This is a genomic window from Methanohalophilus levihalophilus, from assembly GCF_017874375.1.
Classification (GTDB): Archaea; Halobacteriota; Methanosarcinia; order Methanosarcinales; family Methanosarcinaceae; genus Methanohalophilus; species Methanohalophilus levihalophilus.
In genome coordinates this window covers 500,778-517,312 of record NZ_JAGGLK010000002.1, presented here as the reverse complement: position 1 = coordinate 517,312, position 16,535 = coordinate 500,778, and the positions used below count along the sequence as shown (strand labels likewise).

Here is a 16,535-nt window from a genome sequence, read left to right as displayed (position 1 = left end):
ACCTCATGCCACATATTTCATAGCGAACGCCAGCACATTTGAATGGTCCGGAGATGTGAGCATCTTACACAGAAACTTCGTCGTTGCTCCATCTATGGCTATCACGTCCCCGTCCACCAGTCCTGCATCTATTGACAGCCTGAAAAACAGCTCCGACTGATATATCGGTGTCTTGTTGTTCGCTGTATTGTGTATCACAGGCTTCATGAAATAGACTTTCCCGTTCCCGTTGCTTTTCCGAGCGTATGGCGTGTCATAGTAGAACTGTATGCCATCATTTTCATCCCTGTCCTGGAATGAGAATGGCCTGGTCATCCTGTAATTTTCCAATCCAGAGTGTTCCCCAGTGCCTGCCCACCATGCGTTCCTGGTAGTATAACAATAGAAATTTGTCAGGCCATCAGAATATTCTTTGGTGCCCATGTGCTCCATTACACAGATGAAACTTGACTGCCTGTCGTTGCTTGAAGGTTCTGGTTTGCCCATTACCACAAACCCTGTAGAATCCACCCACAGCCAATAATTTATCTGAAGGGTTGCCATGTCGGTGTACATATCATAAGACCAGTCTCTCCCCTCAAATCCAATAAATGTCTGGAATTTCGTGTCTCCCCAGGTATGGTTTATAGAGTCCCAAGTTGATGTAAACGTAACTCTTAATCCCTGTGCACCAGTATCATTTCCCTGATACCTTATGGCTTCGCTTGTCTTGTAGTTATGAACTTCCAGCGTCATCCAGATGTCTGCTGAATCGCCTGTGTATTTTAAGCACCTTCTCGCCAACGTAGCTTCTGTGCTCCGATCAGTTGTATCCCAGGTCGCATCTCCTTCTACCCAGTTCACGGAAGATGCAATCAATGCATCAGCGATCTCATCCACGATGTCAGGTAATACTTTTGCTCCACTTGTAAATCCCATCTTTTCACCTCACTCTACATACTTTATTGCATAGTTCACCCTGCCTGTGTTGTCTGGTGAGTCCATGCCTATACACAGGAACTTCGTTGTAGCTCCATCTATCGCTACTACATCTCCATCCACAAGGCCGCCACCTTCTGAGAACATAAAGAACAGTTCGCTCTGACCTATGGGCATTGTCTCTGCCTGGTCGTTGAATATCAGGGGCTTTGCATAGTAGACCTTCCCGTTACCATCGCTCTTGAACGCATGATAATCAGCGTGCCAGAACTGGATGCCTTCGGTGCTCCAGGAATTTGTATAGGTGAATGGCCTACACATGTTATGACATCTTCCAAGAGAGTTCCCGGCAGTGTTCCTCCAGCCTTCGTAATTCAACTTCGTGTAGTTGTAGAAATTCGTCAAGCCATCACTGTATTCTTTACTGGCAATCCTTTCTACCACAGTAATTGCTGAAACCTGCAAGTTATCAGTTGAGTTCGCTTCCGGTCTTGCCATCAATACAAATCCTGTAGAATCCACCCAACAATAATATGTTAGCTGAGTCGAGAAACAGTTAGTCACTGGCGTTGTGCTGCTTCTTCCAAAGAACGGAATATAGGTATGATAGTCCATGTTCGGGTATGTGTGGTTGACCGAATCCCACGTTGAATGGAATGCAATCCTCAATCCTTTTGCCTGGTATGATGTACTATATACCCAATATGATTGGTCATGGCATTCCAGGGTCAGATATATGTCATCTGTGGAGTGGTACAGGCACCTTCTTGCGTTATTTGCACCTACCGTCCTGTCTGTGGTGTCCCATGTTGTGTCTCCATCCGTCCAGCCTTCTGCTATTAGCTTGTCAGCTATCTCATCTATCAAGTCTGCAAGCACCTTTGCTCCACTGTAAAAAGTTCCTGCCATTAATCATCCACCTCCATGAACCATGATCCATTCAAAATCGTTCCTCCATTGTTCAATTCATCACCCTCACGTGATATGTTCCCTACTACTGTTCCCGTGTTTATCTGCCCTAATGGAGAACCTGATTTTACCGTGGTCATCCCACTGTCCACCGTATCTCCTGTCATCGCTACTTGCCTTTCTACTTCTGTGTCTTCGCAGTACACGATCTTACTCATAAACGACTTGCTGGACAGCACACTTCCATCCTCGTAAGCCCCGCTAAAAGTAGAACCATCGTAGGTCTTGAGCCTGAATGTTGGATCATTGCTGCTCCATATCTCCAGTTCCCAGTAGTAGCTGCCTGGTGTCATTGGGTCAAATATCCAGTGAAGCACCTCTTCCTGGTCAACTTCCTTGAAGATAGTCTCGACATATTTCACTCCCTTTGCCGGAGAATCGTAGAGCCTTGCTACTAAATTCTTCCCACCTGCATCGTGTACCACTATTTTGATGCGACCAAAATAGTGTTCTGCCGTGAACGCTTGGCCAAAGCTGGTTGTGGTTTCGTCCCATGCTGCTGTACCGCCTGTCCTTGTCTCTAGTTCCACTCCTGTCTCTGGTCTGACCTTGACATATGCCAAGTCTTGCTGTGAGCTTGTTATCTTGCCTACGCTCATTCTTCAGTGCTCCTTGTGAAAACTATCTTCTGTCCAGTTGGTACTTCGAATATCAGATCCTTGCCTGTGCTGGATGTCTTTACCTTAAACCCATTCATGTCCAGATCCTCTTCGGCAGGGTTACTGAAACCACCACCTCCCCCGGATACAATTACACGTTCATTGTTGATGGGGAGAACAATACTCTCACCAGAACCAAGCACTTTTGCAGTGATCGTACCTCCTCTGTTTAATGCAACAGATGCCGAGGATCCAGATTCAGGGAGTGTAGCCACACCGATCTCTGTGGATGCTTGCGATGCCAGCACGTCCATGACAATAGATTCTGTAATGTCCACGCTATTGGGTGACACCGAGTAGCCTTTCAGCCTGCTGTGGCTCAGGTCCCTGTCTGGAACACAAACAATGTGCACTTCAGAGGATGTGGCGGTTTTTAGGTGAGAAATCTCAACTATCCTTACCCAGTTGACCCCGGTCATACCTACTGTGTAAAGTACATCTGTATATTCGGTCCAGCCATCGAACTTGACAAGCTGATACAGTTCAAGATCATGTCTTTTTGTAAGGGTTGCAGAGATCCTCTTTACAGGAAAATTGAATAAAGCGTAAAGCTCAGAAGCACGTTGGTCTGCACTGGCCTGGCTGGTGACGTATGGAGATGGGTATTCCATGTACTCTCTGGGCTTTGCTGTCCCGTTTGTGACATTGGAACTTTCCACTACACCAGTATACCAATTGCCGGAGGAATCACACCCTTTGGCGATAATCCTATTGTACTTGTCGTCGGAGGAGTTAGCCACCGTGATCTCAAGAATATCATTGTCCGTTTTCTCAAGTACTGCAGGCAATGGCAGGTCCAGACCATCTGTATCATCATCGATCTCTCCTGACCTGATGAAATATGCACTGGTAATCCAATTTGGTGATTGTTCGGTTCCTGCATTTCGCCACTTGACCTCGAAAATACAATTATAGTATTCTGCAATCTCTGCGATGGCATCAAGTTTTGAAGTATCTGGATTGAAGATGAATTCCTTTTTTGTAATAGCAGAATCGGGAGAACGTATCTTGTATGGTTCCACGCCTGTCACTGTGGCCCAGCTGCTTCCACCAAGCAAGTCCTCGATATAGACGATGATACTATCTGTATCGGCCAGTACCAGTTGTGACTCGGGCACAAACTGGCGAGATAAGAACCAGCGGAGGTCATAGGCATATATGTCAACTGCTTCTTCCACCAGTTTCAGATCATATGATTCATCCGGGGCCGTGATGCCACAAAACACTGCTTTGTTGTTCCCGGATTGGTCTTCCAGCTCAATAAGCACATCTGAATAGTTGACAGGGATGGAAACATCTACTATATGTGATTCAAGTTGCCAGAAAGCGTCCTTGATGGTTTTTGAAACCTTTAGAGATTCAAGCGGATATGCGTTCAAATCAACCATTATGCAGTATGCCTCCCAAAACTGATTGTGTACGTATACTTTCCACTGCCCATGATCAGTTCCTTATACTTGAGCGGAGGAACAATGTAGCAGCTAGTGTACGAATCGGAGTCAATTACCAGTGTACCTGGTGAGCCGAGTTTTCCAAGCAGCGTGGATATCTCGGAAAAGTCTTCTGTGTAGCACTCAAAGGTCCTGGCGAACTTCTGCTCAGGAGATGCCTGGATGTACGTTTTCCCGGAAAGCAAGGTCGTTTCCTTGAAAGGCGAATCAACCGAAATTTCCGTATCCCTTATCACAGATACAGGTGAACCATCGAAAGTAACGATCATATGCCATACCCCCGTTGAACACGTTTTTGCCTGTTGTATTTCTCCAGGTCACGGACAAACTTCTCGAAGGGGTAATCTGCAGAGAGGTTGACATTCTGGACCACGAACTCATCTCCTGCATATGTATTATTAGTGGTACTTGTGCTTGTAGAGAAAGATCCAGCTACATTGGTTAAACCCGAGGCCAGCACTCCATCCATATTTCCAATGGACTTTTTGAGAGGAGATACAAAGAACGCATCCCAGTTTGGTAACTCGGATAATGGCCCAACTTCTGCAGGACTATGAGGGAGGTATCTGGAAATGCCTGAAAATACGTCTGAGACCGTAAATGTCAACGGATTTACCATCGACTTTATTCCGTTGATGAAGTTCTGTATCAGGTCCTTTCCTGAACGATAGAAGCTGCTACCAGCGGATGAGAATATTGAAAGTATAGGCTCAAATGCACTCGATATTATGGAGTACAAGAAATCCAGACTATTCTTGGCAATATTCTGCAATGTCTGCCATGCACCTGACCAATCTCCCGTGAGTATTTGTGCAAATAATAGAATTAGGTTGAGTATCTGGCCAAGCACGTATTCAAACGTTTTCAGAACCAGAGGCATCCAGACCATTACATTATCGACTACATGGTCTGCAATGTATGAGACCAATGTCCCGAGAGCAGATACTATAACAGCCACCGCAGATGTGATCGTATCTCCATTCTCTGTCCACCAATCACTTATTTTGTTCATGGCATTGGACACAAAGTCCTGTACGATGGAAATGAGCGGCTCAACCGCAGTACGGATGTTTGCCAGTGTATCCATGACCACTGGAGATACTTTGTCCCAGCTCTTCCATATCAGAATAGCACCCAGTGCAAGAGCAGCGATCGCTATTCCTACTGGACCTGTTATAATCGCAACTATACTACTCAAAGCCCCAGCCAGACCGGCACCACCGAGGAAGGTTGTTATTGTTCCGATAGCACCAATAGCAGAACCTGCTACAATCAGCACTGGTCCAATGGCTGCAGCTATAGCTGCTACTGCTACAATGACCTTGAGTATTGGTTTTGGAATTCCAGATATAATGTTGAGTATCTCAATGAAGGCACTGACCAGTGGCATGAGCCCTTCGGCAACTACATCACCGAAAGTTATCATCACGTCTTGAAGTGCGGATTTGAGCTCACGTATAGCTCCTCCTGGTCCACCTTCCATTTCCTCTGCCATTTTAGCTGCAGCACCAGCGGAGTTCTCGAGCAATCTTGTTTGATTATGAATGGCATCTGACCCTACCGATAACAATGCAATCATACCAGGTCCTGCTTCCTGACCAAACAGTGCCATTGCATCTGCTGTGGACAGACCAACATTGCTCAGTCTGGAAATAATATCCGTGAATGACTGTGTGGTGGGATTCACATCTGCAAGGGTTAGCTGGTATTTCTCCAGCACTCCGGCAACTTCAGTGGTTGGATCTGCAAGTCTTGTCAATGCACCTCGTAGTGCAGTACCTGCACGACTTCCCTGAACACCTGCATCTGACATCTTTCCGATGATGGCAGCAGTTTCCTCCATGGATATCCCCATGGCTGCTGCAAGGGGAGCAACATAGGACATTGCCTGTCCAAGTTGAGTAATATCGGTGTTAGAGGAAGCAGACGCTTTGGCAAGGACATCTGCCACCCTTCCAGCTTCACTTGCTTGCAGGTTAAAGCCAGTAAGCACATTTGATGCGATATCTGAAGCAGTACCAAGGTCTATAGCTCCTGCTGCAGCAAGGCTAAGCATATCGTCGATGGATTCCATTACCTCTGAAGTGGAGAAACCCGCCATCGCAAGATACTGCATACCTTCGGCAGCTTCACTTGCAGAGAAACGGGTCGTTCGGCCAAGTTCCCTTGCAAGATCAGTCATCTGCTTGAACTCATCACCAGTAGCTCCAGATATGGCTTTGACCTTTCTCATGGAATCATCGAAAGAGGAAGCTGTATGGAAAGCCACGGCTCCAAGCCCAAGGACAGGAGCAGTAACATATGTGGAGAGTGTTTTTCCGGCAGAGGTCATTTGCTTACCAGTTTCTTGGAACTTCTTTCCCATCTGGCTGGCCTGTGAACTCACCTCATCAAATGCCTTCTTGATCTGGCTCACATCTCCGATGATCGAAACAATGAGTTCACCGATGGAAGTCATATCAACCTCTTTTTATCTTGTTACCGTATAGCTCGTAGAATCGTTTCAGGTCTGGTCTATCACCAGAATCCGTTTCTGAGACTTTTTCCTGTCCATTCAAAGCATCTCCAAGCACACCCCAGAAAACCCTGGCCTGCATCTCAACTGCATGGATTCCTTTTTCGTAATAGAGCATGACCTGGTCCGTGGACATGTGGTCCAGAAGATGGCTAGGGGTGGCCCATGAATACATGATCCCCATCTGGGCAAAGATGTCCCCGATGGTCACTGACAGTTTTTTTCTGTATCCTCTGCAGGCTTAATCTCCTCCAGTTTCTGGATGATCGGTTCCAGGACGAACTTTGAGAACTCAACAAGGGTGAACATATCCACATTATCCATGAGCCAGTCAGCGGTTATCTTTGGATTCGAACGCTGACAGGCAGTTGCAACCACCTCGACAAAAATCTCGATGTTCTTGCCGTTCTCGAGATTTTGTATCTTCTCAGGAGAGTCAGTCATATCGATGAGCTTCAGGGTTGCACGTGTTGAGAATACTGAAACATCAACTTCCTCTCCTCCTATCCTTGCAACCCGCTTCACCGGTGCAATAGTATCGAAGTCCTTCATGATATCAGAGCTCATGTTCAGACCCCCTGCTCATCGTAGATCTCATACAGTTGGTCACCTGCTGTTCTGCTAACATCCAGCACTCCTTTCATCTTCAGATGTGGCATTGCAGGATCATCGCCGTCGTCTGCAGGGAATTCAATGTTCTGACCTTCATTGACCGTGGCCTTGTAGAGTGTGATGCGGAAGATCTTATCGTTCTCATCGGTGTTGGTGATGCGAACCACACGGTCTGATATCGAGGTCTTACCACCGCTTGTAAGAGTGGCAGCAGAGCTGGGAGTATAGGAATAATCTACCTTGATACCTTCACCGTCAGAGATGACGGTAGAATCTGATATCCTGGCAATGCAAGTGTGCCCATCACTGTCGACTGCTATCACGTAATCAGTGTTCCTGACAGCTGGATTGTCGGATGCATCCGTGACTACAATGGAACTAACCTCTGTTCCATCGCCGTTCCTATGATCTAGCCTTATAAAACCGGTGTCTTCGAGGATGTGCACTTCATCGATCACGGATATAGGAGTCCCTGCAACGGTTGCATATGCATCCAGGTTACCTCTTATGGTGTTCAAGTTCTCCAAGTTAACTTCCATCATATCGCATTCGATATATGCGACATGTTCTTTGATGCCAACCTTCACAATACCGGCGTTATCGGATTTGACCTCGACATCCTCCCATTCTTCCTTGAATACTGCATTGCGAATGGCGCCGATATTGATAAGCGATCCTATGGATGTGCCTATCTCCAGTTTTCCGGATCCGAACCGGATGGAATTCGAGTTCTGTACGGTTGTTTGTGCCATGTTATTACCTCATGTGTATAATCTTGAAATCTATTGGAACGTGAAAAATACCGGAAACATCTTCTATGGCATCATGAGACTCCAGGTACGCTATTTGTTTGATGGGATTTCCATCGGCCACTCCTTTGTACCTGTTCAGATAATTGATGATGGCATCTGAGAGTTGCTGAACCTGAGCATAAGTCCCGGACCAGCAGGAGATCTGATATCTTGGAGTGGCAAACCCGGTTACATGATCAATTGGATTGCTAATCTTGTGGATTGATATCGCTGGCATTTGACAATCAAGCGGTAATCTCAGCGGGTAGATCCTGTTGCTGACAAGATCAGCCACTGAAGTATCCTGCAATACAAGATTTCGAAGAGCGCCATGAATAGATGTCATTTGTACTTCCTGATAACCTGCTGAAGCTTGAGGTTGATCGCCTTTTCAATCTCGTCGGTGTTCTCATCCAGAGCAGGCCTGAGGAACGGTCGTGGTTGCTGATGGTATCTCCGTCCAAGGGAATCGGTATCATTGAATCCCTTCTCAAGACGCATTGCATAGTTCATGGTGGAGCCGATCATCACCTCACATCGTTCGTTCGACTTTTCAACAGACACAGGGTTGACCTCTGCAAGGTTGCGGAACAGGTTACCTGTTATCCTGTGTGGGAAATCATCCCCTCCCTTTCTGGAATTCTCCTGGGCAGCCCTCACAACAACATCTCCCCCTGCAAGCACACTTTCCTCTAGGACGTCGGCAATGTCCTTGCCCAGCTCCTGCAGGTTCTTCTGCAGCTTTTCCATTCCTTTAACCTTGAACTGGAACATGTCATCACCAGATTATCTGTACAATTATCCCTGCCAGCTGCAGGATCACAACCACCGCCAGTCCGAGGAAAGCATTCCTTCCCAGCCAGCGGTTCTGACGTTCTTCCAGCACACGGATACGTTCTTCATGATCCTCGATGGAGCACTTCTCAAGAACTTGGATTCTCTTCTCGTGGTCATCGAGCTGACAGCTCATCTTGTCAATGCCTGCACGAACGTGCTTGACATCGTTGTGTGTCTCAATTATCTTGTCATAGGTGTCAGAATCGATCTCCATTATTCCACCGCCTTGAGCTTGCATTCGTAATGATGAACAGTAGAGTTGAACAGCCGGGTGATCGGTGTGACAGACAATATCTCATAAGAATGGGAATAACCAGGAACCGTGCTGCTGATGGTATCGCCTGTTTCCACAACAACACCAGAAGGCAGTATCACAGAAACCTCTGAAACACTATGCTCCCCACTTTCAAGCACATCTATTCGGCTAGGATCAGCGGAGACCAGAAAACGACACGAAGATAATGTACTATTCTCTGCATATACAGGAGAACCGTATTCGTCTGTCCCCATCTGGGTCCTTGAAATAATGGTGCATTCGTGGATCAGACCAATGTTATGGATGGTCATTCCTATTCCTCGCTGTTCACCGTTTTGATACCACTTCTGCCATATGGGATTGAGAAAGCCCGGTGCTTGTATCTGTTGATGTATGAAGTAGCCTTCTCACGATGAATCTGTATATCTGCATCAACATCGTTCGACTGCTGTTCGGACCCCAGTTTGACCTGCTTTGCAAGTTCACCGGTGTACTTCATTCGTTCCAGAACAGTTGCAGCTGACAGATGTACGCAGGCTATGTTCAGTGCAGGTTCCGTGCTCTCCGTACTCACACCGGTTTCAAGAGATATCTCTGCCGATGTGTGAGTTATGATGGCAAGTATATCATCATCCGTTACGGATTCCGGAGAGACAATTGTTTTAACTTCTGACACCGAGCATAGCATCTAGCTTCACTTTCCAGCTGTTTTTCTCTTAGGAGTTCTTTCGTCTTCGAGTACCACAAGGGTATTACCCATCATTTCAGCTCTCTCTGCAGGGATCTCGAACATATCTCCCTGCCTGAACTTCATCTCCTTTCCATCGAGATCGATGGCAAGATTTTTCACGTTGACTTGGACCTTGACCATGTTCTCACCTCAGATAGCACTGGTCTTGCAGATAGCTACGTCCTGTTTTATTCTCAGGATACCTGCACTGTAGACACGACCGTTGAGATCACCAGTGTCTGGGTGCTTTGAATCCACACCATGCTCTGTCTTGAAATCGGATGTCATGTAAAAATCGACATAGGGCTCTCCGACGTTCTCTGTGGGACTGACAAGTCCTGTACCTGCGGTCAGTGTGTTGGTACCGAATACCTGGCCGCCGTTGAGCATGTCCAGGATGTCTGGCATTTCCTTGATACCGTTTGCACTACGGCTGGCCATTAGCTGCCTGCGCTGTGTGGTTGCAAGTACCCAGTTGAATGAAAGACTGTCAACAGGAATGCCATCATCGTCCATGAGCTCATAGACACCTGCCAGTGCATCGGTGGCATTTCCATAGGTTCCAAAGTCCTTGCTTACTGCATAATCGTTGCCAGCTCCCTGGTAAAGTCCATTCATATCATAATTTGTACCGTCATTGCTGACACCCATCATGATAGCCGCATTTTCTGCCTTTGCCGCCTTGTACGCTGCAGAGATGGAAGATGCTTTATCGACATCCACTCCGCTTCTAAGCCAGCTCTCATAAATGCGCCTGTCAACCGTGTAGTCCTTCCAGTAAACAGGTATCTTTGAGTTGGTTAGGGACACTTCGATCTTATCTTCGTTCCCGTCCCGGAAACCATATGATACGTATCCGTCACTGACGTCTGTTATTCTACCCCAATCAACAGAAGTTATACCAAATCCCTTCTCCGAGGTCACATGTACCAGTTTCCTTCCAATAAGTGCGTTCCTGAGAGCAGGGACAAGGGAGGAGTCTATTTCTTTTGAGAATGTTGCGAGTGCGTTTGTCATGTTTTTCACCTCATATGAGACTCAGTACCACGATATCTGCAGCAGCTGAGCTTGCATCCACTGATTCCTCAGCGATTGCCACGATCTCGTCTGTTCCAACAATACCTGCTGCAAGTTCTCCATTTGCAGCTGCCTTAAGACGTGCACTTTTGGTTACGTTCTGGCCCGATGCAAGTCTGCCAACAATCAGGAAACCGCCTCCATAGAGAACAGCGGCCATGTCATCCTGTACGTAGACGGTATCCACATCTGTGGGCATGAATACCGGATTGGTCTGCTCGTATCCGAGCCATCCCAGTGTAGCACCAGCTGCGGTATTGACAATCATATCATCATCGTTGGTACCTTTCTTGACCAGACGACCTGGGTACATGTTTGTGGCAGTTTCGATTTTAAGCTCCTGTTCCAGAGGCTTACCACCGGCTACTATTTTGTTTGCCGGTTTCACAACACCTGAGTATGCCATTATTCCACCACCCATTCATTCTTGGTGCTGTCCCATCTGCCGACAGTACCCATGCCTGTTGAACTTGGGTACTTGATGTTCTCTGCCGTTGCTCCAAGCTTTATACTTCCCAGGTCCTCTGCAAGCTTCTCGATATCGGATGCTGTCAGATGCTGGTAGTCCTCGTCTTTTGTCTCGAGGTTCAGATCCTTCCTGGCAGCAGTGAGACTATCCATTGCATTGGCTCTCCTCTGCTCTTCCTTGTATGCTACAATCTTGGCAGTGGCTATCTCATCGGCTTTGCTTGCCACCAGTTCCTGCACTTTTTCCAGGGGAATGGATGTGGCCTTATCCTTTTCATAGGAGGCCACCACTTTTTCGAGGTCATCTACCTTCGTTTCAACTTCTGCTTTAGCAGCTTTCAAATCCTCGATATCTTTATCTTTGGCTGCATTGTCCTTTTCGAGCTCAGCAAGTTTTTCATCTGGTGAAGGGTCTCCACCGTTGTTAGGATCGTTTTTGTTATCTGTCACAGGATCACCTGATGCAATGATTTTGAATTGATGAATGTTACGTACTGCTACCTTTCCTTCCTCGGCAGCTGCAATGTTCCAGGTTGCCTGCTCCCACGCAGGATTCTGGACAAGAGTCAGGGACCTGGCCTGGACTCCACTGGCCCAGTTATCATCGATAGAATCTGCCAGAGAATAGATACTCCACGCGTTTTCCCAGGTCCCATCCTGAATCTTTCTCTCTGCCACCGAATCGGTTACTGCTGCTCTTGCTTTGATCTCAGATCCTTCACGCCAGGCATCGACAACCCTGCCAATCTCAGCATTCGGATCCTCAGAAAAGTCACATTCGTGTGGAGCATCCCGTGGGCAAATCCGAAGCACAGAACCTTTGAGAGAAGAGATGGCATTCTCTGCTTCCGAAAGAGGAATACCCCATCCGTTTTTGTTTATCTCACCGAGTGGAAATGCAGTACCTTCAATAGTGATAGCCATCGGAATTAAAGTACAAATACAACGGGTATAAAAAGATTATACAATACTAGCGACACAAAGATACTATAATAATTGGTTTAATAGGGTTATTAACTGGACAGGAATGTGTTTCTTTTTGATTAGGAGAGTCTCATTGGAGCAGAAAAAAGAATGATGATGATATTGCACTCAATAGGTTTAATTGGGAACTGTTCCCACGTTTGAACCTCTAGATTATGCATCCATAAAGAATTGCTGATACCATTTTTCATTGTTTTCATAATATCCAATACATACAGATTCCAGAGAATCCATTTCTATGTCTTCAAACATCTTGCTTATTTGTGGAAGATAGACTTCTGTCTGCTTATCGTACAGAAATATAATTCTAGGCAGTACATCAGGATTCTGATAATTTTTTCTGACCATTTCGGAGAAAGAGCGTTTAAATCTCTCTACCTTATCTACAATTATTTCAGGAGCTGTTTTTGTTTCAAACTCAATGATATTAGTAACAGTATATGATGAGTTTGTACTATTGTCCTTTTTACAATATATTATATCAGGTAGTATCAGCCTTGTATCCCTATTACATGGATATGGCAAGCTATTACTGCCTATGGCTTTTTTCCAATCTATTTGCTTGGATTTTTTTGCGACTGTATATCTAATATTTTTAAGAACATCGTTATGCGAAAGCTGGTTTGTTACGCCGTTGCAATCACCGATTTTTCCATTAAGAGTAACTGTAGCTTTGTAAGGAAGGCATTCCCTTTTTAGTGAGTGGGGAAGGTTGTGCTTCCTGCACCAGAAGTACTGTGGGGTTTCAGAGTTTGTTTGATCTAGGTCGATGTACTGCTTATGATCTCTCCATGTTTGTGTCTTTGGTCTATGCCACACTACTTTGTTCTCTGTGCTGCACAACGAGCAAGCATAGTACATTTTCTCATTGAGTTCCATGTTATTGTTCTCCTTTTATTTATTATCAAAATACTCTTCTCTGCGATGCATTATTACATAATCCAGATATTCTGCATTATCAGAGTTTGAACATTCGTCGATCATAAACTGTGCTGTAGTATCCTGAATCCCAATCACCACAATTTTCTTTTGGGAACTATGCTGAGATATATGTCTGATGACTGGCACATAATCCTTATCACCGCTTACCAGGATGAACGTATCAACTTCAGGCTTCTCATAAAGTGTTTTCATCATATCGCAGATAATCATGGGATCAGCAAGACTTTTTTTGTTGCCATCGGGAAAACCAAAAGATGGTGAATATACCGTTTCCATCCTCATGTTATACAACCTGTATGGAATTCGCTGATTTTCACTTCGGGTAATGTCCAAGTATATTTTACTTGACACGATGTGGCCATACTTTTTGCATTCATCCATTAATATGCCAAAATCATAATGACAATTTAGGGCCTCAAAGCAGCCGATATTTATGTTATCGTGATCTATAAATACGGCAATGTTTCGGTGTTTTGTTATGACATCGCTCATCACAGATCACTCACGTGTACTTTCAAAATAATTCAGACAGATTTCAGAGATAAAGGCCTTGTTTGATCTCTTATCTTTAGCCAAGTCAATAATCATTGAAACCGCCTTGGGCATGGATACTGTAATTACTTCAGAGTCATTTTCCTTTATCTTGAGCATCTCGGCCAGAGATTTAGATACGCAATCGATTATTTCATATATTTCTAGTTCTTGAGAGTATTTTGATGCACTTTCATAATCGTCGTCCGAAAGAGCTTCCCTGAGAATTTTTGATTTTTCATCTACATCAAATGAAAGTGGAAGTAGCTCGCTTTCAGAAATCAAAGTTCTATAGAGTATCTCTCTTGTGGCTTCAACATTTTCCAATTCCACACCATTGAACAGTAATTTATTTTTGTTGAAATCAACTTCATATATACCCAAACTTACTGTAGCACCTTTTCCAAGAATATCATTAACTATATTTTGAAACTTGCCAAAGTCTTTCGAAACAACTGTCCAATTGCCATTTTTTTCGATAGGTGTGATATTGATAATTTCGTCAAAAAATTCTTCCATTACATCTTTACTAGAATAAAGATATTCATTATTCTCTTTAATTGAATTAGCCACATCGAGTGAGCCTTCGTACATAAGATTTAGAACTTCTTCCCTATCCGATAGGCTCTCTATTAATGAATAAAGAATATTATATTCTATTTCACATTTTATTACTTCAGAGTCAAAGTTAAATGTGCATGTTATGAACGGATCAATATAAGGTTCCACATGGATTTTTATAAATTTATCAGTAATGCTCAAAGCATACTCCTCATTGAGCTGTTCCTCAGAGCATTTCTTTAGAATTATTTCTCTAAAATATTTAAGGATATAATCATGGTGCCGAGTTCTATCAACTCCTGATACATGCAAATCAAAAAATGTATTGAATGCCCTGCTGGATGTTTTTGCTTTGTTCCAATCCAAAACCAGTTTTTTCAATGATTCGTTTTTATTTTTTTCAATCTCAGGGAATGATTGCAATTCAGCAAGTGTTGAATTAATGGATGGAACCAATATTTTCTTTAAAATATCGGAAATCGTTTCATCGTTCCTTGCTGCAATAGATATTATCCGTAGATACATTGGGAAAGGAACCCTATATGACTTCGATATAATGTTGGCATCAATTGAAGACTCTTTTAGAAGAATCTTTGCTGATTTTATGAGTTCATTTGCATCCATGAATTTCTGCTCTTTAAGGAGTTGATCGATATGTTCCTTCAAGTTGTGATCGTTTGTCAGGATAATCTTTCCATTTGAATGCTTTAGGGAGGAATTTGTCAGGAAAGCCATCAATGCTGCAAGGTCTTGCTCTAAGGTTTCATATTCCCTTCTTATGTTTATCATATAATCACCTACAAATCATTACAAATGTCTAATTTCACATGTTAGTTACATATCTTAATTACAAAATTTAATTACATGCTTATAGTATATAATGTTTTTGTAAAAAACGGTTGGGAAATTGAGTTAGATAAAAAATGTAGAGAGAGTATAAAGTAATTATTATATGTTACATGAACTAATACCTTTAAATTACAGAGTAAGATAGTATTCTCATGATTGTAAAACATGGACGTGTAAATACGAAAAATAAAGTTGACATGGAAATCCCTCCTGAAATAAAAAGAAAAGCAAGGGAATTGGGTTGCCATCAAGGTGTAACCTATGTACACAAGGAAATTTCCACCCGCTGTCCATCTGGTACGGAAGTATCTCTAAGTTCAAAGTTCTGTCATTCGTGTGGAGATAAATTGATTGACACGTTTCCAACTGAAGTATTTTAAAATTAATCGACTTTGTATAAATCTTCAAGGGCCGAAATCTAACTTTTTGTATCAATCTATTGATTTATTCATACATACTAACTTGCCGAATATGTATCACAGAACTTTTTAAGTACATAAGTATCGCTAAATAATTATATATAGACCATTTTCAATCAGAATTCTCTTTTCAATATCCTTGTCCAGGATGAACTGGGATATCCGGTATTTATCATTGAACTGGTCAATGTTCTCGAAAGCCTTCTCTACAACTTTCTCATCAGTCAATTCCTTAAGGAACTCCCCTTCTTGATTCATCTGATGAAGAAAGTCGCGGTTTTCGAATTCTGCGTCAGGATCAATTTCTCGAGTAACTGGAACTAATTTTAGTCCTGATCGGCAGTGGTGATGCAATGGAGGTCTGTACTTTTCTAGAGAATCAGATGCCGTTGAGAATATCGTACCATGTAAAATCCTGCACCGAACACTTGTCCTGTCATCAAGTTCAGCATCGAACTCAACATATTCAACTCCACGTTGACGATATCGGTACACCGTTGTATGGGTGGCGACATCTGCAGTGAAGGTCCTGGCAAATCTAACTGCCTTGTATCGCTCCCCTTCCCAGAGGTCTACTATCCTTTTGGCCAGCTGGTTGGGATGCATCGTATAGATTGCTTCATCTTTGAGCATCTGGACGATAGATTCTACAACATTATCTGCCAGATTTGTGGATATCCTTACAGCTTCTTCTGTCAACACATATGAATCTTCAAGTGCAGCTGCAGAGATTTGTTTCAGTTGATTGTCAGCATACAGCAATGATTGTTTGATGATCTCGGTGATGATATTATCCAGTTGCTTTACATAGGTCTTTGATCCAAATTCCCTACGGACATTGTGGACAAGCTCTCGCTTATAGTCCATGGTCCTTAATCTGAATACTCTCTCCATGGTGCGTTCTAAAAGCGAGATAAGCTGAATCTCGACTCGGATTAGTTCTGGAGATTTCAGGAGTGACATCCT

General features: G+C 44.0%; 23 protein-coding genes. 1 reads left to right on the top strand and 22 read right to left on the bottom strand.

Annotation, left to right across the window (positions count from 1 at the left end; translation table 11 throughout):
- Positions 1-3 precede the first annotated feature (3 nt).
- The 21 genes from J2755_RS06415 to J2755_RS06315 all read right to left on the bottom strand — a co-directional run bounded on the left by J2755_RS06415 (position 4) and on the right by J2755_RS06315 (position 15,090).
- Complete coding sequence (locus J2755_RS06415) at positions 4-918, bottom strand: hypothetical protein (RefSeq protein WP_091937812.1); 915 nt, start codon at positions 916-918, stop codon at positions 4-6.
- 9 nt (positions 919-927) lie between these two features.
- A complete protein-coding gene (locus J2755_RS06410) occupies positions 928-1,827 on the bottom strand; it encodes a hypothetical protein (RefSeq protein WP_209681072.1) in 900 nt (299 codons plus the stop codon).
- Entirely contained in the window at positions 1,827-2,486 is a 660-nt protein-coding gene (locus J2755_RS06405) for a hypothetical protein (protein ID WP_209681071.1), read from the bottom strand. The genes J2755_RS06410 and J2755_RS06405 overlap by 1 nt, the downstream gene beginning before the upstream one ends.
- Positions 2,483-3,934, bottom strand: a complete 1,452-nt coding sequence (locus tag J2755_RS06400; RefSeq protein ID WP_209681070.1) for a hypothetical protein — start codon at positions 3,932-3,934, stop codon at positions 2,483-2,485. Before J2755_RS06400 ends, J2755_RS06405 begins: the two co-directional genes overlap by 4 nt.
- Positions 3,934-4,266, bottom strand: coding sequence for a hypothetical protein (locus J2755_RS06395; RefSeq protein ID WP_209681068.1), 333 nt, complete (start codon positions 4,264-4,266; stop codon positions 3,934-3,936). Before J2755_RS06395 ends, J2755_RS06400 begins: the two co-directional genes overlap by 1 nt.
- Positions 4,263-6,455 carry a phage tail tape measure protein gene (locus J2755_RS06390; protein ID WP_209681065.1) on the bottom strand — a complete coding sequence of 731 codons (2,193 nt, stop codon included), beginning with the start codon at positions 6,453-6,455 and terminating at the stop codon, positions 4,263-4,265. The genes J2755_RS06395 and J2755_RS06390 overlap by 4 nt, the downstream gene beginning before the upstream one ends.
- Before the next feature lies 1 nt (position 6,456).
- Positions 6,457-6,687, bottom strand: coding sequence for a hypothetical protein (locus tag J2755_RS06385; RefSeq protein WP_209681063.1), 231 nt, complete (start codon positions 6,685-6,687; stop codon positions 6,457-6,459).
- Between the two features lie 32 nt (positions 6,688-6,719).
- Entirely contained in the window at positions 6,720-7,079 is a 360-nt protein-coding gene (locus J2755_RS06380) for a hypothetical protein (protein ID WP_209681062.1), read from the bottom strand.
- Positions 7,080-7,081: 2 nt separating this feature from the next.
- Entirely contained in the window at positions 7,082-7,876 is a 795-nt protein-coding gene (locus J2755_RS06375; RefSeq protein WP_209681060.1) for a hypothetical protein, read from the bottom strand.
- Between the two features lie 4 nt (positions 7,877-7,880).
- Positions 7,881-8,261 (bottom strand): tail completion protein gp17, encoded by a 381-nt coding sequence (gene gp17 / locus J2755_RS06370; RefSeq protein WP_209681058.1) that lies wholly within the window; start codon positions 8,259-8,261, stop codon positions 7,881-7,883.
- Entirely contained in the window at positions 8,258-8,689 is a 432-nt protein-coding gene (locus J2755_RS06365) for an HK97-gp10 family putative phage morphogenesis protein (protein WP_209681056.1), read from the bottom strand. Before J2755_RS06365 ends, gp17 begins: the two co-directional genes overlap by 4 nt.
- A gap of 4 nt (positions 8,690-8,693) precedes the next feature.
- Positions 8,694-8,966, bottom strand: coding sequence for a hypothetical protein (locus J2755_RS06360; RefSeq protein WP_209681054.1), 273 nt, complete (start codon positions 8,964-8,966; stop codon positions 8,694-8,696).
- The gene (locus J2755_RS06355; RefSeq protein ID WP_209681052.1) at positions 8,966-9,319 is read right to left on the bottom strand and encodes a hypothetical protein; all 354 of its coding nucleotides are present in this window, start codon (positions 9,317-9,319) and stop codon (positions 8,966-8,968) included. The genes J2755_RS06360 and J2755_RS06355 overlap by 1 nt, the downstream gene beginning before the upstream one ends.
- A 2-nt stretch (positions 9,320-9,321) precedes the next feature.
- On the bottom strand, positions 9,322-9,684 hold the full coding sequence (locus J2755_RS06350) for a hypothetical protein (protein ID WP_209681050.1): 363 nt from the start codon (positions 9,682-9,684) through the stop codon (positions 9,322-9,324).
- A gap of 18 nt (positions 9,685-9,702) precedes the next feature.
- Entirely contained in the window at positions 9,703-9,879 is a 177-nt protein-coding gene (locus J2755_RS06345; protein WP_209681048.1) for a hypothetical protein, read from the bottom strand.
- A gap of 9 nt (positions 9,880-9,888) precedes the next feature.
- Entirely contained in the window at positions 9,889-10,755 is an 867-nt protein-coding gene (locus tag J2755_RS06340; RefSeq protein ID WP_209681046.1) for an encapsulin, read from the bottom strand.
- Between the two features lie 10 nt (positions 10,756-10,765).
- Positions 10,766-11,221 carry a gp53 minor capsid family protein gene (locus J2755_RS06335; RefSeq protein WP_209681044.1) on the bottom strand — a complete coding sequence of 152 codons (456 nt, stop codon included), beginning with the start codon at positions 11,219-11,221 and terminating at the stop codon, positions 10,766-10,768.
- A complete protein-coding gene (locus tag J2755_RS06330; protein ID WP_209681042.1) occupies positions 11,221-12,207 on the bottom strand; it encodes a hypothetical protein in 987 nt (328 codons plus the stop codon). Before J2755_RS06330 ends, J2755_RS06335 begins: the two co-directional genes overlap by 1 nt.
- Before the next feature lie 213 nt (positions 12,208-12,420).
- The gene (locus J2755_RS06325; protein WP_209681041.1) at positions 12,421-13,146 is read right to left on the bottom strand and encodes a hypothetical protein; all 726 of its coding nucleotides are present in this window, start codon (positions 13,144-13,146) and stop codon (positions 12,421-12,423) included.
- 15 nt (positions 13,147-13,161) lie between these two features.
- Positions 13,162-13,701, bottom strand: a complete 540-nt coding sequence (locus tag J2755_RS06320) for an NYN domain-containing protein (protein WP_209681039.1) — start codon at positions 13,699-13,701, stop codon at positions 13,162-13,164.
- 6 nt (positions 13,702-13,707) lie between these two features.
- Positions 13,708-15,090, bottom strand: coding sequence for a hypothetical protein (locus J2755_RS06315; RefSeq protein ID WP_209681037.1), 1,383 nt, complete (start codon positions 15,088-15,090; stop codon positions 13,708-13,710).
- A 212-nt stretch (positions 15,091-15,302) separates the two neighbouring features.
- Between J2755_RS06315 and J2755_RS06310 the strand changes: the two genes are divergently transcribed.
- Positions 15,303-15,530 carry a hypothetical protein gene (locus J2755_RS06310; protein WP_209681035.1) on the top strand — a complete coding sequence of 76 codons (228 nt, stop codon included), beginning with the start codon at positions 15,303-15,305 and terminating at the stop codon, positions 15,528-15,530.
- A gap of 126 nt (positions 15,531-15,656) precedes the next feature.
- Here J2755_RS06310 and J2755_RS06305 read toward each other — a convergent pair whose 3' ends face one another.
- Positions 15,657-16,532, bottom strand: coding sequence for a minor capsid protein (locus tag J2755_RS06305; protein ID WP_209681033.1), 876 nt, complete (start codon positions 16,530-16,532; stop codon positions 15,657-15,659).
- Between the last annotated feature and the right edge of the window lie 3 nt (positions 16,533-16,535).